We start from the raw sequence: 20,399 nt of genomic DNA, 5'->3' as shown, positions 1-20,399 counted from the left end.
GATGTCCCGTTCAATTGGGTAGGGGCGACATCGCCCGCGACATTCCGATTACAGCCAAACAAGTCCAGTGTCGGCAACCCGGAGGCCGCTGTGGCAGTTTGTGAAACATTCAGGCTAGGGGGGCCAGTGCCGACATTCGGACACAAGCTCTGCTGTCGTGTACACAAACGGGGACAGTCCCGACGTCCGGGCTCAATCTCTGCTGGTTTTCAGTTGTTGTGCAGCTGTCGAGTTCGTGTCCGAATGTCGGCACTGACCCCGGTTCTGGCGCGGTCATGGTTGCGTTCAACAGTGCATCGCGACGCGGCAGTTGCGCGTAGAGTCGGCAACGCCAACCCATTTCCCAGCAGAAGACGATGATCAGCACGCCGCACGACCAGAGCGATGTGAAAAAACCGAACAGCGGCGGGCAACAGGGCGTGCCGGACGAGTGATCGCGGCTGATCGAGGAGTCGGTCGAAGGCAAGGGGAACCGGCAGCACGGCGACGGCGGCGACGCGCAGGTGTCCGTCCCGCCGGACCTGCCGAAGGAATAGCTAAAGCAGGGCGGGAATAGCTACAACAGGGCGCCGTTGACGCCCGACTTGACCTGCGACAGCGCCTTCAGGAACAAGGCGCGCTCATCGTCGATGATGCTGTCCACCTCGAGCTCCTCGAGTCCCATCGACTCGAGCACGAAGGCCGACAGCTGCAGGCTCGCCTCCAGCGTTTCCGGCACGACCACGGTGGCGCCGGCCAGTTTCAGCAGGCGCGCCTGCTGCTCGTCGCGGGCGCGGGCGAACAGCGGCACGTCGGGAAACTCGCGCCGAATCCCGCGCACCGCCTGCAGTGCCGATTGCGGATGGTCCATCGTCAGCACGATGGCCGGCGCCTCCTGCGCATGCACGCGGCGCAGCAGCTCGGCGCGCGAGGCGTTGCCGAAGAACACGGGCAGCCCTTGCCGGTGCAGCTCGGAGGCGATGCGCGCGTCGTTTTCGAAGGCGACGAACGGAATCTTCTGCTCGGCCAGCAGCTTGCCGAGCATTTGCCCGACGCGACCGTAACCGGCGATGATGATGTGCCCGCGCGCGGACGCCAGTTCGCTGCTGTCGTGGTCGGCTGCCAGCGCATGCTGGCGCAGCTCCCAGCGGTCGCCGATGGCGCGGCCGAGCTTGGCGAGCATCGGCGTGACGAACAGCGACAGGCCGACGGCGAGCATGACGCGCTGGCCGAGCGCGGCGTCGACCAGCCCGCCGGCCATGGCGTAGCCGATGACGATGAAGGCGAACTCGCCGCCCTGGCCGAGCAGCAGGCCGCCTTCGATCGCGCGCCCCCAGTTCAGGCCACCGGAGCGAAACAGCGCCGCCACGACCGATGCCTTGATGGCGACCAGGCCGAGCACGGCGCCGGCCAGCCACAGCGGTGCGTCGATCACCTGGCGCGCGTCCATGCCCATGCCGACGGTCATGAAAAACAGTCCCATCAGCAGGCCGCGGAAAGGCTCGATCATCAGCTCGACTTCGTGCTTGAATTCGGTTTCGGCCAGCAACAGGCCGGCGATCAGCGCGCCGAGCGCCATCGACAGCCCGGCGGCGGCGGACAGGCCGGCGATGCCGAGCGTCGACAGCAGGATCAGCGCCATGAACACGTCCGGCTGGTGGCGCCGGGCGAAGGTGCGAAACAGCGGGCGGATCACACGCCCGCCGACCAGGTAGATCAGCGCGATGGCGCCGCTGGCCTTGGCCAGCGTGATCAGCACCAGCGAGGCGACGCCGCCGCTGGTGCCTTTGGTCATCACGCCGATCAGGATCAGCAGCGGCACCACGGCGAGGTCTTGCAGCATCAGGATCGAGAAGACGGCCTGGCCCAGGCGAGTGGTGGTGGTGTGCTGCTCGGACATCAGCTGCATCACCACCGCAGTGGACGACAGCGACAGCACCAGGCCGACGATGATGGCCGTTTCGGTGCGCTGGCCGAGCAGCAGCAGGGCGCCGGCGATCAGCGCCGCGCACACGCACACCTGCGCGGTGCCGGCGCCGAACACCCAGCGCCGCAGCGACCACAGGCGCGCCGCCGACAGTTCCAGGCCGATCATGAACATCAGGAACAGCACGCCCAGTTCGGCGAGCACGTTGACGCCTTCGACGCGCGGAAAGGTGAGGTAGGCCAGCCAGGGCGAGCGCTCGGCCATCAGGCCCAGTCCGAACGGACCGAGCAGGGCGCCGACCGCCAGGAAGCCGAGCACCTGGTTGATGCGCAGGCGCTGCAGCAGGGGGATCAGGATGCCGGCGAGGGTGAGAAACAAGAGGATTTCCCGAAGAAAGGGGAAGGAGTGATCTTCTTGCACGGGCGGCCTGTGGGTGGGTTACGGTGTTTGCATTTTATAACGCGGCTGTGGTGGTGGACGCGGCGGCGTGGAAGCGACGCAACCGCGCTGGGCAGAAACCGCACCGACGCTGCCGTTGGCGAATACGCTTGACGTAGGCAGGTATCGGTGGCTGATGCCGGCGTGCTCCGCTGTCTAGATCGTCACCGCGACCTTGGTCGTGTGCGCCTCGCGTGTTTGCAGATACCGCGCCAGCGCGTTGTCCAGCGTCGGCAGCAGCACCGCACGATTGGTGTGCAGGGCGGTGTAAGGCGGCCGCGCTGCAACGTAATTGCATGCGGCGGCCGGCTGCGCACCGAGCAGGCTGCAATCGACCCCGGCGTGCTGCGCCGCCTTGCCGGCCAGCTCCGCCCATGTCAGGGCATGCCCGTTGGTCAGGTGCCACACGCCGCGTTCGCCGTCGATCATCAAGTCCAGGCAGACATTCACCAGGTCCGGCACATACGTCGGCGACACGGTGATGTCGCTGGCCGCCGCGAACGGTGCGCCGCTCTCGAGCGCGCTCAGCGCCTGCGCGACGAAATTGAATTCGTCCCACGGGCCGAAGAAGGAGCTGGTGCGCACCACCAGTGCATCGGGATTGCAGTCGAGCACGGCGCTTTCGCCCTCGGCCTTGCTGCGGCCGTAGGTGTTGATCGGCGCCACGGGATCGGTCTCGACATACGGGTTGGCCTGGCGGCCACTGAACACCAGGTCGCTCGAAAATGTGGTCAGGTGCACGCCGTGGCGCGCGCACGCGGCCGCCAGCACCGCCGGCCCGGTCGCGTTTTCGCGAAAGCAGCGCTCGACGTCGTGCTCGGCGTCGTCGACCCGCACATAGCCGCTGGCGTTGACCACCGCCCATGGCCGCAGCCGGGTCATCGCCTGCTCGACGCTGGCCGGATCGGCGATGTCCATCTCGCCGCGGCTCAGCAGGCGATACGCCAGGTTGCGCTGCTGGCAGATGCGCGCGAAGGCGCGGCCGAGCGTGCCGGTGGCGCCGGCGATCAGGATCGGCGCCGCGTTGGCGATCACGACCCGATGCAGGCTGGCGGGAATCGACGTCGGCGCGTCCGGCGTGGCAACCGGCGGGCACAGGAAGCGGCCGGCGCGGCGCCACCAACCGGGACCGTTGAGCACCGGATGCGACGGCGCTTGGCCGGCCGACAGTTCCTGCATCATGCCCGCCAGCGCGGTCGGGCGCGGCTCGGCAAAGCGCACGTCGAGCGGGCCGGCCTCGTAATAATCGTTCGACTGGGTCACCAGGCTGTTCCAGTCAAACGAGCCGAGCAACGCCCAGACGGTGACGGCGCGCACGTCGGCGCCATTTTTCCGCGCCTGCAGCGCGCCTTGCCAGATTTCGAGCAGCCAGCGCAGCTGGTCTTCGCGGGCGGCGTCGATGTGGGCTTCGGTAATGGCCATCGGCAAGTGGTAGCGGTCCCAGATTTCGTCGAGCAGCGGCGCGATGCCTGGTGTCGGCGCTGCCAGCGCGCGCGAGGTCTCGATGTCGGCGAATCGGGTGAAGTCCGAGACGCCGGCGAAGTGGGGCGGATAGCGGTCGTGGCGGTGATCGAGCCAGCGCTCGCTGGTGACGTAATAGTTGACGCCGATAATGTCGGGTGGGCACGGATTGTCGCGGAACCAGAGCAGCTCGGCGTGGTCGATGCCGGTCGCGGTCAGGTAGGGCCACAGCGGGTGCTCCGTTCCGACCATGCCGCACAGCAGGTCCCACCCCAGCCATCGACGCTCGTTGTAGAAGGTGGCGAACAGGGCCATCTCGGGCGTGCTGTACGTCTTGCCGAAGTCATCGGTTTGCACCAGCTTGGCGTCAGGGTTGATCGCGCGGATTGCCTGCATCGACAACACGACGGCGCGGCACTGGATCAGCAGCGCCTGGATGAAGGTGTTGTCGTCGCTGCCATGCGGATACCACAGGCCGTACAGGCCGCTGAAGCGCGCGGTGGTGAGCGGCTCGTTGACCGGCGTGTAGTAGCTCAGCCACGGATAGCGGGCCGCCACCGCGCCGGCAAACTCGGCCAGGCCGGTGGCAAATGCCGGATCGGTCAGGCTGGTATGTGGCGGGCCGCTGCCGTGATGCACGAGTCCGGCGATCGGCGTGATGCCGGCCTGCTGCAGCGCCACCAGGCGGCGGTCGGTCCACTTCCAGTCGGCATTGGCGATGCCGTCGGGAGCGGTGGTTTCCCACAGAACGGGATAGCGGATGGCGTGGATGCCAAGTGAAGCGAAGCGGTCGATGTCGTCATCGCGGTGGCGGTGCCCATTGCGGTCGAGTTGATCGAAATACTGGTCGCGCACCCGATTGACGGTGCACTCGAGGCCGCCCCACAACTGCAATGGCGGCACTGATATGGAAGCATTTTTCGGATGCATACATTTCACCTGATGCTTGCTCGAAACAAATTAGATACCTACCAAATCCCTAAAGTTCGAATTTCTTATCGCCACTACGGCGCAGCCGAGCCAACGTGTTTCCTCAAAACGGGGTCAGACCCGTTTTTAATTCGGCGGGCCCCGGTTCTGGAACTGTCCGTGGAATGAAATTCGGGGTCAGACCTAGGTCTGACCCCGACGTTTTCACGTGTAACTTGAACGCTGCGCGCTTAGTCCTTCAGGTCGGCCGGCACCTTGCCGCCATTGGCCGCCAGCTTGTTCATCACCTGGCGATGCAGCCAGATGTTCATCGACGCCGAGTCGTTGGTGTCGCCGGTGTAGTGCAGTTCGGCTGCAAGTTCCTTGCGCGACTGCAGGCTGCTGTCGAGACTCAACAGCTTGAGCAAATCGACGATCGACGTGCGCCAGTTCAGCGCCTGCCCGGCGGCGCCCGCCATTCCGTTGAGGATCGCTTCGACATCGACCTCCGCCATCGGCGCCGCCGCAGGTGCAGCTGTCGTGGTCGGCTGCGCAGGCGCGGCGGCGGTGCCGGCTGTCGGCGTCGTTGCCTGGGTCGCGGCGGGATGCGACGACGGGAAGATCTTGCGGAAGATATTGCTCAGAATGCCCATGATGTGTCCTTAAGTGATGTTGTGGTGGTGGTAATTGTGGTGGTGGTAAATTAGCGGCGCTGAATGCCTTGGGCCATGCGACCGAGCACCAGCGCCAGCGCGGCGCCGCCCAGACCCTTGACCAACTGTGGATGCTCGGCATAAAACTCGCCCATGCGATCCATGATGCCGGGATTGTCCTGTTCGGCTTTTTCGGCAATCTGCTGCACTTGCTCCGGCGTCATCCGCGAAGCTTGTTCTGGCGAAATCTGTGGCGCTTGGGCATTGTTGTTATTGCCGCCGCCGAACAGATTGCCCAGATTGCCGAGCGCACCGCCGGCGAGCGACGCCAGCACGCCGGGGCCTAGGCCGCCGAGCAACTGGTTCAGCATGCCAGCCTGTTGGCCGGAATTGCTCTGGCCGAACATCTGGCCCAGCATCTGCGGAAACGGCGGTGTCTGGTCGGAGCGGAATGCTTCGGATACGCCTCGCGCCAGATCGCCGCGCGGTGCGGCTTGTGCGACCTGGTCGAAGTCATTCTCGGCCTGCTGCGGATTGGCCGGGTTCTGGCTGGCATATTGCTGTAACAGATTACCTAAATCGAAACTCATATCGACCTCCACGTTGGTTGGAAACGAAGCACCTGCCTGCGCGAATGCAGGCTCGATGCCGATCCAGCAATATTAGCGGTCATGCCAACGATGATCTGTTCGCCACTGCACGCAGCGAACAAGCAACCCGGTAGACAGCCGCAATGTCAGCAAGTAAGCTAGTTTTCCGCTCCTCATTATTTGCCCCCCCTATGCGCTATGCCCCGATTCTCCTGTTTGCCGCGATGTACGCGTACGCCACGTTCGCCTGGAGCATGCCATTGTGGATCGGCGCGCTGTATCTGGTTGCCAGCGCGGCCTGCTTTTGCGCTTACGCGCTCGATAAGGCGGCCGCCCGCACCGGGCGCCGCCGCACGCCGGAGAGTACATTGCTGATGATGGGCCTGGCGTGCGGCTGGCCTGGCGCCGTGCTGGCCCAGCAATGGCTGCGCCACAAGTCGGCCAAGCAGTCGTTCCGCCTGCCGTTTTATGGCACCGTGGCGCTCAATATGGTCGCGTTCGGCTGGCTGGCGTCGCCGCCTGCGATGCTCCCATAGCGATAGGCATATCAGTTATCTGGGGGCAGCTCACGCCGAATCCGGGCTGCCGTTGCCGAACGGTGGAGCGCGATAGTATTCGATGCCGAACTGGATCAGCGGCGCAGTCGCTTTGCCAGCGAGCAGGCCCGGCTCGAAACCGGCCAGCGTAGCGTGGCGCAGGTGACCGAGCAGGTGGGCTACCTCGACGTCGCCACTTTCAGCAGGCGGTTCAAGCGGCTGGCAGGGCAGTCGCCGGCGCAGTACCGGCGCAGCTTCCATACCGGCGGTCCGCAAGCGGTGGTATCGTCCTGATCATGTGGCCATATAAAAAGGTGCTGGCGCACCGCGGCGGCGGCAAGCTCGCTCCCGAAAACACCATCGCGGCGCTCAGGTGCGGCCTGGCGCACGGGTATCGCGCCGTCGAATTCGACGTCATGCTGGCGCGCGACGGCGTTCCGGTGGTGCTGCACGACCCTTATCTCGGCCGTACGGTAGCCGGCTCAGGTAATGTGTTCGACTACGACGCGGCGGAACTGGCGGCCATGGACGCCGGCGGCTGGTTCGGCAAGAAGTTCGCCGGCGAGCCGGTGCCGCTGTTCGCCGACTTCGTCGCGTTCTGCAAAGCCAACGGCATCTGGATGAATATCGAAATCAAGCCGGCGCCGGGATTCGAGGCCGAAACCGGCGCCGCGGTGGCGTCGGCGACGCGCGTCATGTTTGCAGCCGAAATCGCCGCCGGCGAAGTGGCGCTCGTGCCGCTGCTGTCGTCGTTCAGCGAGGCCGCGCTGGCCGCCGCCCAGGAGGCTGCGCCGGACCTCGCGCGCGCCGTTCTGTTCGACGCGGTGCCGCGCAACTGGGAGCCACGCGCGCGCGCGCTGGGCGCGGTGGCGATCCACACCAACCACAAGCACCTGACGGCCAGCCTGGCGCGCGAGATCAGGCTGGCCGGCTTTGGCCTTTTTTGCTACACCGTCAACAACCGAATTCGCGCCCGCGAGCTGCTGCTCTGGGGCGTGGACGGCTTCTGCACCGACCGCATCGACCTGATTGGCCCGGATTTTGCCGAGCGACTAAAGTAGGTAGGCGGTGAGCTATAATTGTTTTTTCTAGCATGCTGCTTCTCGACGCCCATACAATCCATGAAATCATCTGAAATTCGCGACAAATTCCTCAAATTCTTCGAATCGAAGGGACACACGATTGTCCGGTCGAGCCCGCTTGTGCCGGGCAACGATCCGACCATGCTGCTGACCAATAGCGGCATGGTGCAATTCAAGGACGTCTTCATCGGCACCGACAGCCGGCCCTACTCGCGCGCCACCTCGGTGCAGCGCTGCGTGCGCGCCGGCGGCAAGCATAACGACCTGGAAAACGTCGGCTACACCGCGCGCCACCATACCTTCTTCGAAATGCTTGGCAATTTCAGCTTCGGCGACTACTTCAAGCGCGACGCCATCAACTACGCGTGGGAGCTGCTGACCAAGGTCTACGGCCTGCCGGCCGACAAGCTGACCGTCACCGTCTACTTCGAGGACGACGAGGCGTACGACATCTGGGCCAATGAAATCGGCGTGCCGACAGAGCGCATCATCCGCATCGGCGACAACAAGGGCTTGCGCTACGCGTCCGATAACTTCTGGCAGATGGCCGATACCGGCCCGTGCGGCCCGTGCACCGAGATCTTCTATGACCACGGCGCCGACATTCCGGGCGGCCCGCCAGGCTCGCCCGACGAAGACGGCGACCGCTTCATCGAAATCTGGAACCTGGTGTTCATGCAGTTCAACCGCGACGAAGCGGGCAACATGAACAAGCTGCCAAAGCCGTGCGTCGACACCGGCATGGGCATGGAGCGCCTGGCCGCGGTGCTGCAGCACGTGCACAGCAACTACGAGATCGACCTGTTCCAGAATCTGATCAAGGCAGCCGCGCGCGAGACCGGCGCCACTGACCTCGAGAGCAAATCGCTGCGCGTCATCGCGGACCACATCCGCGCCGCCTCGTTCCTGATCGTCGACGGCATCATCCCGGGCCCGGAAGGCCACGGCTACGTCCTGCGCCGCATCATTCGCCGCGCGCTGCGCCACGGCCACAAGCTCGGTCAGAGCAAGCCATTCTTCTACAAGCTGGTGGCCGACCTGAACGCCGAGATGGGCGTCGCCTACCCGGAACTGGCCGACGCCAAAGACCGTGTCGCCCAGGTCCTCAAGCAGGAAGAAGAGCGCTTCGGCGAGACGCTGGAAAACGGCATGAAGATCCTCGAGGCGCAGCTGGCCAAGGACAGCAAGAACCTCGACGGCGCCACCGCCTTCACGCTGTACGACACCTACGGCTTCCCGCTCGACCTGACCGCCGACATCTGCCGCGAACGCGGCATCACGCTCGATGAAGCAGGCTTCAGCGCGGCGATGGAGCAGCAGAAGAAGACCGCGCGCGCGGCCGGTAAATTCAAGATGGCCGCCGGCGTCGAGTACTCCGGCGCCAAGACCGAGTTCGTCGGCTACGAGAACCTGGTGCACAACGCCACCGTCATCGCGCTGTACGCCGAAGGCGCACAGGTGCAAGAACTGAAGGCCGGCCAGTCCGGCATCGTGGTGCTCGACACCACGCCGTTCTACGCCGAGTCGGGCGGCCAGGTCGGCGATCAGGGCGTCCTCAAGGGCGCCGCCGGCGCCTTCGAAGTGGAAGACACGCTGAAGGTGCAGGCCGACGTGTTCGGCCACCACGGCGAACTGGTGGTCGGCGTACTGAAAGTGGGCGACAAGGTCGACGCCATCGTCGACGAGGACAAGCGCGGCCGCACCATCCGCAATCACTCGGCGACCCACCTGATGCACAAGGCGCTGCGCGAGGTACTGGGCGGCCATGTGGCGCAAAAAGGCTCGCTGGTCGATCCGGACAAGACCCGTTTCGACTTCAGCCACAACGCGCCGCTGACGGCCGAGCAGATCGCCAGGGTCGAGACGATCGTCAACCGCGAGATCTTGCAGAACCACGCCACCAAGGCGCAGCACATGTCGTTCGACGACGCCGTCAAGCACGGCGCGATGGCGCTGTTCGGTGAAAAATACGGCGACGAAGTGCGGGTGCTCGACATCGGCTCGTCGAAAGAGCTGTGCGGCGGCGTGCACGTCGAGCGCACCGGCGACATCGGCTTCTTCAAGATCATCAACGAAGGCGGCGTCGCCGCCGGCATCCGCCGCCTCGAAGCGGTCACCGGCGAAGGCGCGCTGACCCTGGTCCAAATGCTCAATCGCCGCCTGCAGGAAGCGGCAGGCGCGCTCAAGACCAATCCGGACGAACTGACCACCCGCATCGCCCAGGTGCAGGACCAGGTCAAGTCGCTGGAGAAGGAACTGGCGCAGCTCAAATCGAAGATGGCGTCGGGGCAGGGCGATGAACTGGCCACCCAGGCGGTCGACGTCAACGGCATCAAGGTGCTGGCGGCAACGCTGGAAGGCGCCGACGTCGCCACCTTGCGCGAGACGATGGACAAGCTGAAGGACAAGCTGAAGACGGCCGCCATCGTGCTGGCGGCAGTGGCCGACGGCAAGGTCACCTTGATCGCCGGCGTCACGGCGGACGCGACGTCGAAGGTCAAGGCGGGCGAGCTGGTGAACTTTGTCGCGCAGCAGGTTGGCGGCAAGGGCGGCGGGCGTCCCGACATGGCGCAGGCCGGCGGCACCGATCCTGCCGGCTTGCCGGCGGCACTGGCAGGCGTGGCGGCATGGGTTGGACAGCGCGCATCATAATGTTTGCTAGCTGGACACGGTCGTTGTGGTTTTGCAACGACCGAAGTTTATTTTGGTGCGGTGCGTCATAATGCGCCAATTGGAGTATATTGACTCCCATGAACACCGTAACCAACCCAGTGAACCATTCGATGAGCGACCTCTCCATTGTTAGCGACATCATGGAATACCAGAAAGAACTCGATGCGCGCGGCCTGAACTGTCCGTTGCCGATTCTGAAGGCCAAGAAAGCGCTTGCAGAGATGGAAACCGGACAGGTGCTGCGCATTGTCGCAACCGATTCCGGCTCCGTCCGCGACTTCCAGGCCTTTGCCAAGCAAACCGGCAACGCCTTGTTGTCGCACACGCAAAACGGCCTCGAGTTCACGTTTTTGATGCGCCGCAAGTAAGTAAATTCCTATATAGGCAGACCGGGTCTCGGGTCCGGGGTCTGACCCAATGGGGTCAGACCCCGGTTGCGCTGCGTGCAGTTTCAAATAAAAATCGCACGATCGTGCTTTAATTTCGCCATCATGCTGTTTTTCTCATATAATCTAGGCCACTAGTCAGTCACCAATTTCAATTCTTTGCAAAGGCACCCCATGAAAGTTCTGGTTCCCGTCAAACGTGTGGTCGACTACAACGTCAAGGTCCGCGTCAAGTCCGACGGCAGCGGCGTCGATATCGCCAATGTCAAAATGTCGATGAATCCGTTCGACGAGATCGCGCTGGAAGAAGCGATGCGCCTGAAGGAAGCCGGCAAGGTCACCGAGGTGATCGCCGTGTCGTGCGGCGTCACCCAGGCGCAGGAAACGCTGCGCACCGGTATGGCCATCGGCGCCGACCGCGCGATTTTGGTCGAGACCGGCGCCGATCTCGAGCCGCTGGCCGTGGCCAAGCTGCTCAAGGCGGTCGCCGACAAGGAACAGCCGCAGCTGATCATCCTCGGCAAGCAGGCGATCGATGACGACTCGAACCAGACCGGCCAGATGCTGGCAGCCTTGCTCGGCTGGCCGCAGGCGACGTTCGCCTCGAAAGTGGTGGTCGATGGCGACAAGGTCACCGTCACGCGCGAAGTCGACGGCGGCCTCGAGACGCTGGCGCTTACGCTGCCGGCCATTATCACCACCGACCTGCGCCTGAACGAGCCGCGCTATGTGACGCTGCCGAACATCATGAAAGCGAAGAAGAAGCCGCTCGAAGTGATCAAGCCGGAAGACCTGGGCGTGGACGTGGCGCCGCGCCTGAAGACGCTGAAGGTCGTCGAGCCGGCCAAGCGCTCGGCCGGCATCAAGGTGCCTGACGCGGCGACCCTGGTGGCCAAGCTGCGCACCGAAGCCAAAGTAATCTGAGCGGGTCCGCCCCTTTTAAAAGAATAGGAATCATCATGGTCGCATTAGTCATCGCCGAACACGACAACGCATCCCTGAAGGGAAGCACGCACCACACCGTCACCGCGGCCGCACAATGCGGCGGCGAAGTGCACCTGCTGGTGGCTGGCAGTAACTGCGGCGCCGCCGCCGCGCAGGGCGCCGCCATTTCCGGCGTCACCAAAGTGCTGGTCGCCGACGCGCCGCATTTCGCCGACGGCCTGGCCGAAAACGTCGCCGAGCAGGTGCTCGCCATAGCTGCCGCCTACTCGCACATCCTGGCGCCGGCAACGGCCTACGGCAAGAACATCCTGCCGCGCGTGGCCGCCAAGCTGGACGTCGCGCAGATCTCCGAAATCACCAAGGTCGATTCGCCCGATACCTTCGAGCGCCCAATCTACGCCGGCAACGCGATCGCCACGGTGCAGTCGGGCGACAAGGTCAAGGTCATCACCGTGCGCGGCACCGGCTTCGATTCGGCGCCGGCCACCGGCGGCACGGCTGCCATCGAGAACGTCGCCGCCGTTGGCGATTCGGGCAAGTCGAGCTTTGTCGGCCGCGAGCTGGCCAAGTCGGATCGTCCGGAACTGACGGCCGCCAAGGTCATCGTCTCCGGCGGGCGCGGCATGGGCTCGGGCGACAACTTCAAGATTCTCGAGCCGCTGGCCGACAAGCTGGGCGCGGCAATGGGCGCCTCGCGCGCCGCGGTCGACGCCGGCTTCGTGCCGAACGACTGGCAGGTTGGCCAGACCGGCAAGATCGTTGCGCCGGCGCTGTACATCGCCGTCGGCATCTCCGGCGCGATCCAGCACCTGGCCGGCATGAAGGACTCGAAGACCATCGTCGCCATCAACAAGGATCCGGAAGCGCCGATCTTCTCGGTGGCCGATTACGGCATCGTCGGCGACCTGTTCGAAGTGGTGCCTGACCTGGTCAAGCAGCTGGGCTGATCGAAGTTCGTCGCATGACCACAAACGCATCGCGTCTGGGGTCTGACCCCTTGGGGTCAGACCCCGGTTTGGTTAACGGTACGCGAAATATAAATACTAGGAGATCCACGTGAGCTACAAAGCACCGCTGAAAGACATGCTGTTCGTGATGAACGAACTGGCCGGACTGTCCGCCATCAACCAGCTGCCCGGTTGCGAAGACGCCACCGCCGACACGGCCCTTGCGGTGCTCGAAGAGAACGCGAAATTCTGCGGCAACGTGGTCGCGCCGCTGAACCACGCCAGCGACAAGGAGCCGAGCTTCTGGCACGACGGCCAGGTCACCACCGCCAAAGGCTTCAAGGAAGCCTTCAAGGGCTTCGCCGAAGCCGGCTGGCAGGGAGTGCAGCATCCGGCCGAATTCGGCGGACAGGGCTTGCCCAAGCTGGTCGCTACGCCCTGCATCGAGATGCTCAACGCGTCGTCGATCTCGTTCGCACTGGTCGCGCTGCTCACCGACGGCGCGATCGAGGCGCTGCTCACCGCCGGCACCGACGAACAGAAGTCGACCTACCTCGAGCCGCTCATCTGCGGCAAGTGGACCGGCACCATGAACCTGACCGAGCCGCAGGCCGGCTCCGACCTGGCCGCCGTGCGCACCCGCGCGGTGCCGCAGGGCGACGGCACCTACAAAGTGTTCGGCACCAAGATCTTCATCACCTACGGCGAACATGACATGGCCGAGAACATCGTCCACCTGGTGCTGGCGCGTACGCCCGATGCGCCACCGGGCGTGAAGGGGATCTCGCTGTTCATCGTGCCGAAATATCTGGTCAATGCCGACGGTTCGCTGGGCGAGCGCAACGACGCGCACTGCGTCTCGATCGAGCACAAGCTGGGCATCAAGGCCAGTCCGACCGCGGTGCTGCAGTTCGGCGACCACGGCGGCGCGATCGGCACGCTGGTCGGCGAAGAGAACCGCGGCCTCGAATACATGTTCATCATGATGAACGCGGCCCGCTTCGGCGTCGGCATGCAGGGTATTGGCCTGGCCGACCGCTCGTACCAGCAGGCGGTCGCCTTCGCCAAGGACCGCGTGCAGTCGCGCGACCTGGCCGGTTCGCCCGGTCCGGTGTCGATCATCCACCACCCGGACGTGCGCCGCATGCTCATGTCGATGCGCTCGCAGGTGGAGGCGGCGCGCGCGCTGGCCTACGTTGGCGCCGGCATCAGCGACCTGGCGCATCACCACCCGAACGCCGATACGCGTACGGCCAACCAGGCGGTGTACGAGTACCTTGTGCCGATCATCAAGGGCTGGTCGACCGAGATGTCGCAGGACGTCACGCGCGACGGCGTGCAGGTCCACGGCGGCATGGGCTTCATCGAGGAAACCGGCGCCGCGCAGCACTACCGCGATGCCAAGATCCTCACCATCTACGAAGGCACCACCGCGATCCAGGCCAATGACCTGGTCGGACGCAAGACGGTGCGTGACGGTGGCGCGGTCGCCAAGGGCATCATCGCCCAGGTACGCGCCACCGAGGCGCAGCTGGCCGCGGCCGGCGGCGCCGACTTCGGCGCCATCGCCTGCCACCTGACCGGCGGCAGCGCGGCGCTCGAAGCCGTGGTCGAGTACATGGTGATGAACATGAAGTCCGACATCAAGGGCGTGTTCGCCGGCAGCGTGCCGTACCTGCGGCTGGCCGGCATCGTGCTGGGCGGCTGGCAGATGGCGCGCGCGGCGCTGGTGGCGCAGCAGAAGCTCGATGCCGGCCAGGGCGACGCGTCGTTCTACAAGGCCAAGATCGCCACCGCGCGCTTCTTCGCCGACCACATCCTGTCGCAGGCGCCTGGCCTGCGCGCGTCGATCGTCGACGGCAGCGCCGGCGTGCTGGCGCTGGCGGAAGACCAGTTCTGATCGCGTAACCGGGGCTGTAGACAACGTCGTCCTCGCGCCACGGGGACGACGTCAAGTAGTTGATTGGTCTATTTCATTTTTGCAAGTTCCCGCAGTCCTGCCCGCCTCGTCGCTGCTTTGAGTCAAAAGTTGCCAATAAATTTTTTGTTTCCAATTCTTTCTGGTTAATTAGCGCGCGGGATTTGCTGTATCTTTCCTGTCTTGGGAACATTGGCGCCGCGGCAATTGACGGCTGGCTGATCTTGCGAAACCAGGACAGGGATCTATCTTGAAATTTACCGTGTTGTCGTACCGTTTGTCGTCGATGGTGTTGTTGGGTACGCTGCTGGCCGCTTGCGGCGGCGGTGGCTCATCCGGTGGCGCACCCGCGCCGGTGCCGGCGCCCGTGCCGACCCCAACTCCGACGCCGACGCCGACCCCGACTCCGGTGCCCGATCCGTCGCCGATTCCGCCGCCGCCGGCCGGCTGTGTCGTGCATGTCGTTGCCGATGCGACTGTGCAGGCCGGCAAGACGGCCGGCGCCAGCGCGCTCGCCTGTAGCGGCATCGTTGCCGATGTGACCTGGACGGTGGTCAGCGGACCGGCCGTCACCTTGCTGGCCGCGCGCAGCACCACCGTTGCCTTCGAACCGGCCACCAGCGGCACCGTGCGGCTGCGCGCCGACGTCACCCTCGGCGACGGCCGCACCGCCAGCGGCACCGCCGACGTCCAGGTGACGGCGGCGCCGGCCGGCAGCTTCGTCACGCTGCGCTCCGACCATGCCGTACGGCCGAACTTCAATACCTCGGTGCGTGCCTGGCCGACACTGGTTGGCGGTGAAACGGTGAGCAGCATCGCCTGGACGCAGGTGGCCGGCCCGACCGTGACGATGAATACGACGAATAACCGGCTGTTGACGTTCAAGTCGCCGAAAGTGACAGCCGATACGGTGCTGAAGTTCCGCGCGGTAATGACGACCAGCAGCGGCCGCCAGGACAGCGACGACATCCTCGTCGGCGTCGAACCCGAGCCTGCGCTGCCGGATGGCTACCTGTTCGACGCAACGGCGCGCGTGCATCCTTACCGCCCGGTTGGCGTGTACGCGGCCGCGCTGACCGGCTGCGCCTACAACAACGGGCTGTACTTCCAGGACTCGGGGCGCAACAACCTGTGCAGCAGCGCGACCTTGCCGCTGCTGCAGACCGAAGCCGGTCCCGGCGCGGTGCCCAGCGTGGCGCAGATCATGGGGCGCGTGCTGACGTCGCACGACTTCCTCGGCGCCAATTTCGAGCAGTTCCTGCTGACCCAGGATCCGCACGGCGACTTCCGCCGGCTGCTGGGCGGCGTGACCGCGATCGTGCTCGGCTCGCACGTGCGGCCGAGTTTTTACTGGTCGGTCAGCGGCGCCATCTACCTCGACGCCAACAACCTGTGGCTCACGCCGGAGCAGCGCGACGTCGTCACCGAGGTGCCGGACTACCGCAGCACCTTCGACGATGAGCTCAATTTCACCAGCTTTGGCCGCCAGGTGCGCAACAATGCCTACGCGCGCCGCAGCTTCCCGGCAACGGCGCGCGTCACCCGCACCAACGAAGAACTGGTGCTCGAGATAGGGCGCCTGCTGTATCACGAGCTGGGCCACGCCAGCGACTTCTTCGCGCCGGGCGAGCGCAACCTCAACCCGGCGCAGTCGATCTGGGCCAACGTGGCGGGCAGGGTGGGGGCGCGCACGCTGGTGTCGGACGTGCTGGCCGCGCAATATCCGCTGATGTCGGCGGAAATGAAGGGGCTTGGCCAGGTCATGTACCAGGGCGTCACCGCAACGGCGGAGCAGAAATCGTATGGTCCGGCCGACGTCGGCCGTTTCTTCGCCGCCGATCGCGCCTCGGACGACTACGCCTACTCGATCTTCCAGGACAGCAATTCGCGCGAAGACCTGTCGATGCTGTTCGAGGAATTCATGATGAGCTACCGGCACGGCGTGCGCTACGACATCGCCTTCACCACGCCGTTCACCGATGGCATGACGGCTGGACAAGTGCTGGTCGGCTGGGGCCAGCGCGGCCGGATTGGCGAGGCCGCCATCAAGCCGCGCCTCAAGCTGGTGCTGCAGCGCATCGCGCCGTGGATCGACCTGGCCGCGGTGGACGCGTTGCCGGCGCCAATCCTGATGCGTGTGGGCGCCAGCTGGGACGACAACCTGGTGCTGACGCCGGGCGCCACCGCGGCGCAGCCGTCCAGCCTGCGGGCGGGCTCGGCGGCGGCGTCGCCACGCGACCTGCGCGAAGACTTGAAGGGCAGGCGCGCGGCCCACTAGGGTTGCAGCCGGCGCGATGTTGTCACGGCCAAGCGCCCACGCACTTAGCCGTAGGCGCCGCCGGTGTAGATCAGGTCGAACAGGCGCGAGATCGTGGCGATCAGCGTGGTGGTGCCCACCAGCATCGTGACCACCAGAAGAATCGCCAGCGGCCAGCGCGAATCGGTACGGCCGCCCGAGCCGGCGTTGAAGCTGGCGTCAAATTTTTCATCCGGCATCAGCCCGATGACCAGCGCTTCGAGGAAACCGGCCAGGTACGACACCGTCAGTGGCAACACCTGGAAAAAGATATCCGCAGTTGGCGCCAGCGCCATCACCAGCGCCGTGGCCGGCACGCTTGCCAGGTGCAGCAGGCCCCACTTGTCACCCATGCCGCGCAGGAAGAAACGATGGGCGCCGGTGCCGCCGAGCAGCAGCGCGAGCAGGGTGGCGAAGGTCTTGTTCTTGTGGCGAGGGCGGGCGGATGACATGAAAGCGGGCAACCTTTAAGAAGGAAAGCACGCAGTATCGGTCAAAACCGGCCGGCTCACAGCAGTTTTCCCTTAAATTCGCTTTGCCGCCGGGGGCCGAAATCGGCGATAATGCTCGACTTCGGCCCGAATTGCGCGCCCTGTGATCATTACTGCTTGCTGCTGCGCGGCATTGCGCGCTATAATTGTCGGCTTTTTCCGCCCAGCATAACTTTTTGGATTTAATTATGGTCGTTATTCGTTTAGCTCGTGGAGGCGCCAAGAAGCGCCCGTTCTTCAACATCGTTGCAACGGACTCGCGCAATCGCCGCGACGGCCGCTTCATCGAGCGCATCGGTTTTTACAACCCGATGGCAGCTGGTGGCGAAGTCGGCCTGCGCATTACCGCAGACCGTCTGGCTTACTGGCAAGGCGTTGGCGCACAATTGTCGCCAACCGTTGCACGCCTGGTCGCTTCGCAGCCAGCAGTAGCAGCGTAATTTCGCTGGGCCAGGTTTGACCGATCTTGCGGCAACTCCCCCGGACGACCTGACGCAAGTCGGGTATGTGTCCGGCGCCTTCGGTATCACCGGTTCGATACGGGTCACCCCGTTTTCAGCCGACGCCGATGCGCTGCAAAGCGCGAAGACCTGGTGGCTTGACAAGCCGGTGCTGCATGCTGTCAAGGTGCGCACGGCAAAATTACACGGCGGCGACGTCGTGGCCCAGCTGGTTGATGTAGTGGGGCGGGATGCCGCAGAGGCGCTGAAAGGCGCCGCAGTGACGATTCCCCGCAGCGAATTCCCATCATTGCCGGCCGACGAGTTTTACTGGTCCGACCTGATCGGATTGGACGTCGTCAATCTGCAAGGTGAAGCCCTTGGGCAAGTCACCGACATGATGGACAACGGTGTGCAGTCGATCTTCCGGATCACGCCGGTGGCTGATGCCACTACCGAAGCGAAAGCTGAGGAACGGCTGATTCCCTACGTTGACCAATACGTCAAGACGATCGACCTTGCAGCCAAAAAAATTACTGTGGACTGGGGCCTGGATTATTAAGGCGTCGTCCACGAAGCGAAAACGCGATGCAATTTGACGTCGTGAGCTTGTTTCCCGAAATGTTTGCCGCGTTGACGCAGTCTGGGGTAACCCGCCGCGCCCACGAGCAGCAGCGTTGGGGCCTGTCGTTGTGGAATCCGCGCGATTTCACCACCGACAATCACCGCACCGTCGACGACCGCCCGTATGGCGGCGGACCCGGCATGGTGATGATGGCCAAGCCGCTCGAAGCGGCGATCGGGGCTGCCAAACAGCGCCAGGTCGAGCTCGGATTGGCGCCGCCGCGGGTGGTCTTCATGTCGCCCCAGGGGCGCGCGCTGACTCACCAACGCGTGATGCAGTTGAAAGACGAGCCGGGCCTGGTACTGCTGTGCGGACGCTACGAAGCGGTCGACCAGCGTTTGCTGGACCGGGTGGTCGATGAAGAAATCAGCCTGGGCGACTTCGTGCTGTCGGGCGGCGAGTTGCCGGCGATGGCGCTGATGGATGCGGTGGTGCGGCAGTTGCCGGGCGTGCTGGGCGACGATGCTTCGGCAATCGAAGACAGTTTCGTCAACGGCCTGCTCGATTCGCCCCATTACACGCGGCCCGAGACGTACGAAGGGGTGAGCGTGCCGCCGGTACTGATGGGAGGCAACCACGCCGAGATCGTCAAGTGGCGGCGCCAGCGGATGCTCGAAGCGACGGCGCGCAAGCGGCCCGACCTGCTGGTCAAGGCGCGCGAAGCGGGCGTGCTGACCAAGCTGGATGAAAAATTTTTGGCAGGTTTATAAAAACCTGTTGTTGTACCTGGCGGGCATGTTGCCCGTCCGTTTTAACCCCATCCTCTACTGGGCGAATGCAGCGCCAGCACGATGGTAAATGGAGTCATAAAAATGAACCTGATTCAAATTCTTGAGCAAGAAGAAATTGCCCGTCTGGGCAAGACTATTCCTGACTTCGCACCAGGCGATACCGTCATCGTCAATGTCAACGTCGTCGAAGGCACCCGCAAGCGCGCCCAGGCATACGAAGGCGTTGTGATCTCCCGTCGTAACCGTGGCCTGAACTCGAACTTCATCGTTCGCAAGATCTCGTCCGGCGAAGGCGTCGAGCGTACGTTCCAGCTGTATTCCCCGCTGATCGCATCGATCGAAGTCAAGCGTCGTGGTGATGTCCGCCGCGCCAAGCTCTACTATCTGCGTGAGCGTTCGGGTAAATCCGCGCGTATCAAGGAAAAGCTGCCACAACGTCGCGTTGCAACTCCGGCCGCTGCCAAGTAATAATAGCGACTGCGTTGCGAACGAAGGCATCCTTGATGCCTGGAAAAAGGCATCCACTGGGTGCCTTTTTTGTTTTTTGCTGGAGGAAACGCGTTTGGCCAAGCTCCCTTTCGATCCCGAGCAGTTACCGATAGACTCCGTCGGCGGCGAAGCGCCGGTCGACGCCAGCCGCCTGACGGCCGACTGGCTGCGCAGCCACTTTGCCGCGCCGCCCGACTGGCACCCGGAAGCGCTCGACGAGTCGTTGGTGCAGCGCGAGGTGATGATTGCGGCGGCGGTGCTCATTCCCCTGGTGGCGCGTCCCGGCGGGCTGACCATGCTGCTGACCCAGCGCACCGATCACCTGTCCAGCCATGCCGGCCAGATCAGCTTCCCGGGCGGACGCGCCGAGACCTGCGACGCCTCGCCGGTGGCGACCGCCTTGCGCGAGGCGCAGGAAGAAATCGGCCTCGACGCTGCGCACGTCGAGATCATCGGCCAGTTGCCGCTGTACCTGACCGGCACCGGCTACCGCGTCACGCCGGTGGTGGCGCTGTTGACGCCGCCGTTCGAGCTGGTGCCCGATCCGCAGGAAGTGGCCGAGATTTTCGAAGTGCCGCTGGCGCACCTGATGAACGGCGCGCACCACCAGCGCCTGTCGGTCGACTTGCCGGCCGGGCGGCGCAGCTTTTACGCGATGCCGTACGAGCGCCACTTCATCTGGGGCGCCACGGCCGGCATGCTGCGCAACCTGTTCCATTTCCTGCGCGCCTGAACGCGCCATCGCCACCATCGGGGTCAGACCTTAATGCCGCTAAGTTAAGCTTTTTTTTCCTCAGTCGTCTTTTTCGTCAATCGTTTTTCGGGATAGCGCTGCGCTACTGCTTTAACGACCCGGGCGAACTTTCGTCCGGGTCGTTGGGCT

The 20,399-nt window shown here is 64.4% G+C and carries 19 protein-coding genes; 14 read left to right on the top strand and 5 right to left on the bottom strand.

Annotated elements, in window-relative coordinates:
* Positions 1–556: 556 nt before the first annotated feature.
* The 4 genes from ACP7DD_RS24860 to ACP7DD_RS24845 form a co-directional block, all read right to left on the bottom strand.
* Positions 557–2,284 carry a cation:proton antiporter gene (locus ACP7DD_RS24860; protein ID WP_426177861.1) on the bottom strand — a complete coding sequence of 576 codons (1,728 nt, stop codon included), beginning with the start codon at positions 2,282–2,284 and terminating at the stop codon, positions 557–559.
* A gap of 216 nt (positions 2,285–2,500) precedes the next feature.
* Complete coding sequence (locus tag ACP7DD_RS24855) at positions 2,501–4,735, bottom strand: family 1 glycosylhydrolase (protein WP_426177859.1); 2,235 nt, start codon at positions 4,733–4,735, stop codon at positions 2,501–2,503.
* Between the two features lie 230 nt (positions 4,736–4,965).
* The gene (locus ACP7DD_RS24850; protein ID WP_426177858.1) at positions 4,966–5,367 is read right to left on the bottom strand and encodes a DUF3597 domain-containing protein; all 402 of its coding nucleotides are present in this window, start codon (positions 5,365–5,367) and stop codon (positions 4,966–4,968) included.
* 50 nt (positions 5,368–5,417) lie between these two features.
* The gene (locus ACP7DD_RS24845) at positions 5,418–5,957 is read right to left on the bottom strand and encodes a hypothetical protein (RefSeq protein ID WP_426177856.1); all 540 of its coding nucleotides are present in this window, start codon (positions 5,955–5,957) and stop codon (positions 5,418–5,420) included.
* A 191-nt stretch (positions 5,958–6,148) separates the two neighbouring features.
* Between ACP7DD_RS24845 and ACP7DD_RS24840 the strand changes: the two genes are divergently transcribed.
* The 9 genes from ACP7DD_RS24840 (at position 6,149) to ACP7DD_RS24800 (ending at position 16,722) form a co-directional block, all read left to right on the top strand.
* A complete protein-coding gene (locus ACP7DD_RS24840; protein ID WP_426177855.1) occupies positions 6,149–6,493 on the top strand; it encodes a DUF1294 domain-containing protein in 345 nt (114 codons plus the stop codon).
* Between the two features lie 153 nt (positions 6,494–6,646).
* The gene (locus ACP7DD_RS24835) at positions 6,647–6,787 is read left to right on the top strand and encodes an AraC family transcriptional regulator (RefSeq protein WP_426177853.1); all 141 of its coding nucleotides are present in this window, start codon (positions 6,647–6,649) and stop codon (positions 6,785–6,787) included.
* 2 nt (positions 6,788–6,789) lie between these two features.
* Positions 6,790–7,554 (top strand): glycerophosphodiester phosphodiesterase, encoded by a 765-nt coding sequence (ugpQ, locus tag ACP7DD_RS24830; RefSeq protein ID WP_426177851.1) that lies wholly within the window; start codon positions 6,790–6,792, stop codon positions 7,552–7,554.
* Positions 7,555–7,614: 60 nt separating this feature from the next.
* Complete coding sequence (gene alaS / locus ACP7DD_RS24825; protein ID WP_426177849.1) at positions 7,615–10,227, top strand: alanine--tRNA ligase; 2,613 nt, start codon at positions 7,615–7,617, stop codon at positions 10,225–10,227.
* A 161-nt stretch (positions 10,228–10,388) separates the two neighbouring features.
* On the top strand, positions 10,389–10,616 hold the full coding sequence (locus tag ACP7DD_RS24820; RefSeq protein ID WP_099791970.1) for a sulfurtransferase TusA family protein: 228 nt from the start codon (positions 10,389–10,391) through the stop codon (positions 10,614–10,616).
* 192 nt (positions 10,617–10,808) lie between these two features.
* Positions 10,809–11,558, top strand: a complete 750-nt coding sequence (locus ACP7DD_RS24815; RefSeq protein WP_426177847.1) for an electron transfer flavoprotein subunit beta/FixA family protein — start codon at positions 10,809–10,811, stop codon at positions 11,556–11,558.
* 35 nt (positions 11,559–11,593) lie between these two features.
* Positions 11,594–12,526: an electron transfer flavoprotein subunit alpha/FixB family protein gene (locus tag ACP7DD_RS24810; protein ID WP_426177845.1), complete on the top strand. Its 933-nt coding sequence runs from the start codon at positions 11,594–11,596 to the stop codon at positions 12,524–12,526.
* Between the two features lie 109 nt (positions 12,527–12,635).
* Positions 12,636–14,426 carry an acyl-CoA dehydrogenase gene (locus ACP7DD_RS24805; RefSeq protein ID WP_426177843.1) on the top strand — a complete coding sequence of 597 codons (1,791 nt, stop codon included), beginning with the start codon at positions 12,636–12,638 and terminating at the stop codon, positions 14,424–14,426.
* Positions 14,427–14,694: 268 nt separating this feature from the next.
* On the top strand, positions 14,695–16,722 hold the full coding sequence (locus ACP7DD_RS24800; RefSeq protein WP_426177842.1) for a hypothetical protein: 2,028 nt from the start codon (positions 14,695–14,697) through the stop codon (positions 16,720–16,722).
* Positions 16,723–16,766: 44 nt separating this feature from the next.
* On the opposite strand, the gene ACP7DD_RS24795 is transcribed toward ACP7DD_RS24800, so the two are convergent.
* Positions 16,767–17,192, bottom strand: a complete 426-nt coding sequence (locus ACP7DD_RS24795) for an NINE protein (RefSeq protein WP_426177840.1) — start codon at positions 17,190–17,192, stop codon at positions 16,767–16,769.
* 227 nt (positions 17,193–17,419) lie between these two features.
* Between ACP7DD_RS24795 and rpsP the strand changes: the two genes are divergently transcribed.
* The 5 genes from rpsP to ACP7DD_RS24770 all read left to right on the top strand — a co-directional run bounded on the left by rpsP (position 17,420) and on the right by ACP7DD_RS24770 (position 20,249).
* On the top strand, positions 17,420–17,671 hold the full coding sequence (rpsP, locus tag ACP7DD_RS24790) for a 30S ribosomal protein S16 (RefSeq protein ID WP_099791876.1): 252 nt from the start codon (positions 17,420–17,422) through the stop codon (positions 17,669–17,671).
* 16 nt (positions 17,672–17,687) lie between these two features.
* Positions 17,688–18,233 carry a ribosome maturation factor RimM gene (gene rimM / locus ACP7DD_RS24785; RefSeq protein ID WP_426177838.1) on the top strand — a complete coding sequence of 182 codons (546 nt, stop codon included), beginning with the start codon at positions 17,688–17,690 and terminating at the stop codon, positions 18,231–18,233.
* A gap of 26 nt (positions 18,234–18,259) precedes the next feature.
* Entirely contained in the window at positions 18,260–19,006 is a 747-nt protein-coding gene (gene trmD, locus ACP7DD_RS24780; protein WP_426177836.1) for a tRNA (guanosine(37)-N1)-methyltransferase TrmD, read from the top strand.
* A 102-nt stretch (positions 19,007–19,108) separates the two neighbouring features.
* Positions 19,109–19,495, top strand: coding sequence for a 50S ribosomal protein L19 (gene rplS, locus ACP7DD_RS24775; RefSeq protein ID WP_099791882.1), 387 nt, complete (start codon positions 19,109–19,111; stop codon positions 19,493–19,495).
* 94 nt (positions 19,496–19,589) lie between these two features.
* A complete protein-coding gene (locus tag ACP7DD_RS24770; RefSeq protein WP_426177833.1) occupies positions 19,590–20,249 on the top strand; it encodes a CoA pyrophosphatase in 660 nt (219 codons plus the stop codon).
* Positions 20,250–20,399: the final 150 nt, after the last annotated feature.

Source organism: Massilia sp. TWR1-2-2 (genome assembly GCF_049897565.1).
Lineage (GTDB): Bacteria > Pseudomonadota > Gammaproteobacteria > Burkholderiales > Burkholderiaceae_D > JAFCUW01.
This window is presented reverse-complemented; position numbering and strand designations above follow the sequence as displayed.

Bases quoted from the DNA above. Each gene is read 5' to 3' on its own strand.
- ACP7DD_RS24855 (WP_426177859.1), bottom strand. From the start codon at position 4,735: ATGCATCCGAAAAATGCTTCCATATCAGTGCCGCCATTGCAGTTGTGG.
- ACP7DD_RS24850 (WP_426177858.1), bottom strand. From the start codon at position 5,367: ATGGGCATTCTGAGCAATATCTTCCGCAAGATCTTCCCGTCGTCGCAT.
- ACP7DD_RS24845 (WP_426177856.1), bottom strand. From the start codon at position 5,957: ATGAGTTTCGATTTAGGTAATCTGTTACAGCAATATGCCAGCCAGAAC.
- ACP7DD_RS24840 (WP_426177855.1), top strand. From the start codon at position 6,149: ATGCGCTATGCCCCGATTCTCCTGTTTGCCGCGATGTACGCGTACGCC.
- ugpQ (WP_426177851.1), top strand. From the start codon at position 6,790: ATGTGGCCATATAAAAAGGTGCTGGCGCACCGCGGCGGCGGCAAGCTC.
- alaS (WP_426177849.1), top strand. From the start codon at position 7,615: ATGAAATCATCTGAAATTCGCGACAAATTCCTCAAATTCTTCGAATCG.
- ACP7DD_RS24820 (WP_099791970.1), top strand. From the start codon at position 10,389: ATGGAATACCAGAAAGAACTCGATGCGCGCGGCCTGAACTGTCCGTTG.
- ACP7DD_RS24815 (WP_426177847.1), top strand. From the start codon at position 10,809: ATGAAAGTTCTGGTTCCCGTCAAACGTGTGGTCGACTACAACGTCAAG.
- ACP7DD_RS24810 (WP_426177845.1), top strand. From the start codon at position 11,594: ATGGTCGCATTAGTCATCGCCGAACACGACAACGCATCCCTGAAGGGA.
- ACP7DD_RS24795 (WP_426177840.1), bottom strand. From the start codon at position 17,192: ATGTCATCCGCCCGCCCTCGCCACAAGAACAAGACCTTCGCCACCCTG.
- rpsP (WP_099791876.1), top strand. From the start codon at position 17,420: ATGGTCGTTATTCGTTTAGCTCGTGGAGGCGCCAAGAAGCGCCCGTTC.
- trmD (WP_426177836.1), top strand. From the start codon at position 18,260: ATGCAATTTGACGTCGTGAGCTTGTTTCCCGAAATGTTTGCCGCGTTG.
- rplS (WP_099791882.1), top strand. From the start codon at position 19,109: ATGAACCTGATTCAAATTCTTGAGCAAGAAGAAATTGCCCGTCTGGGC.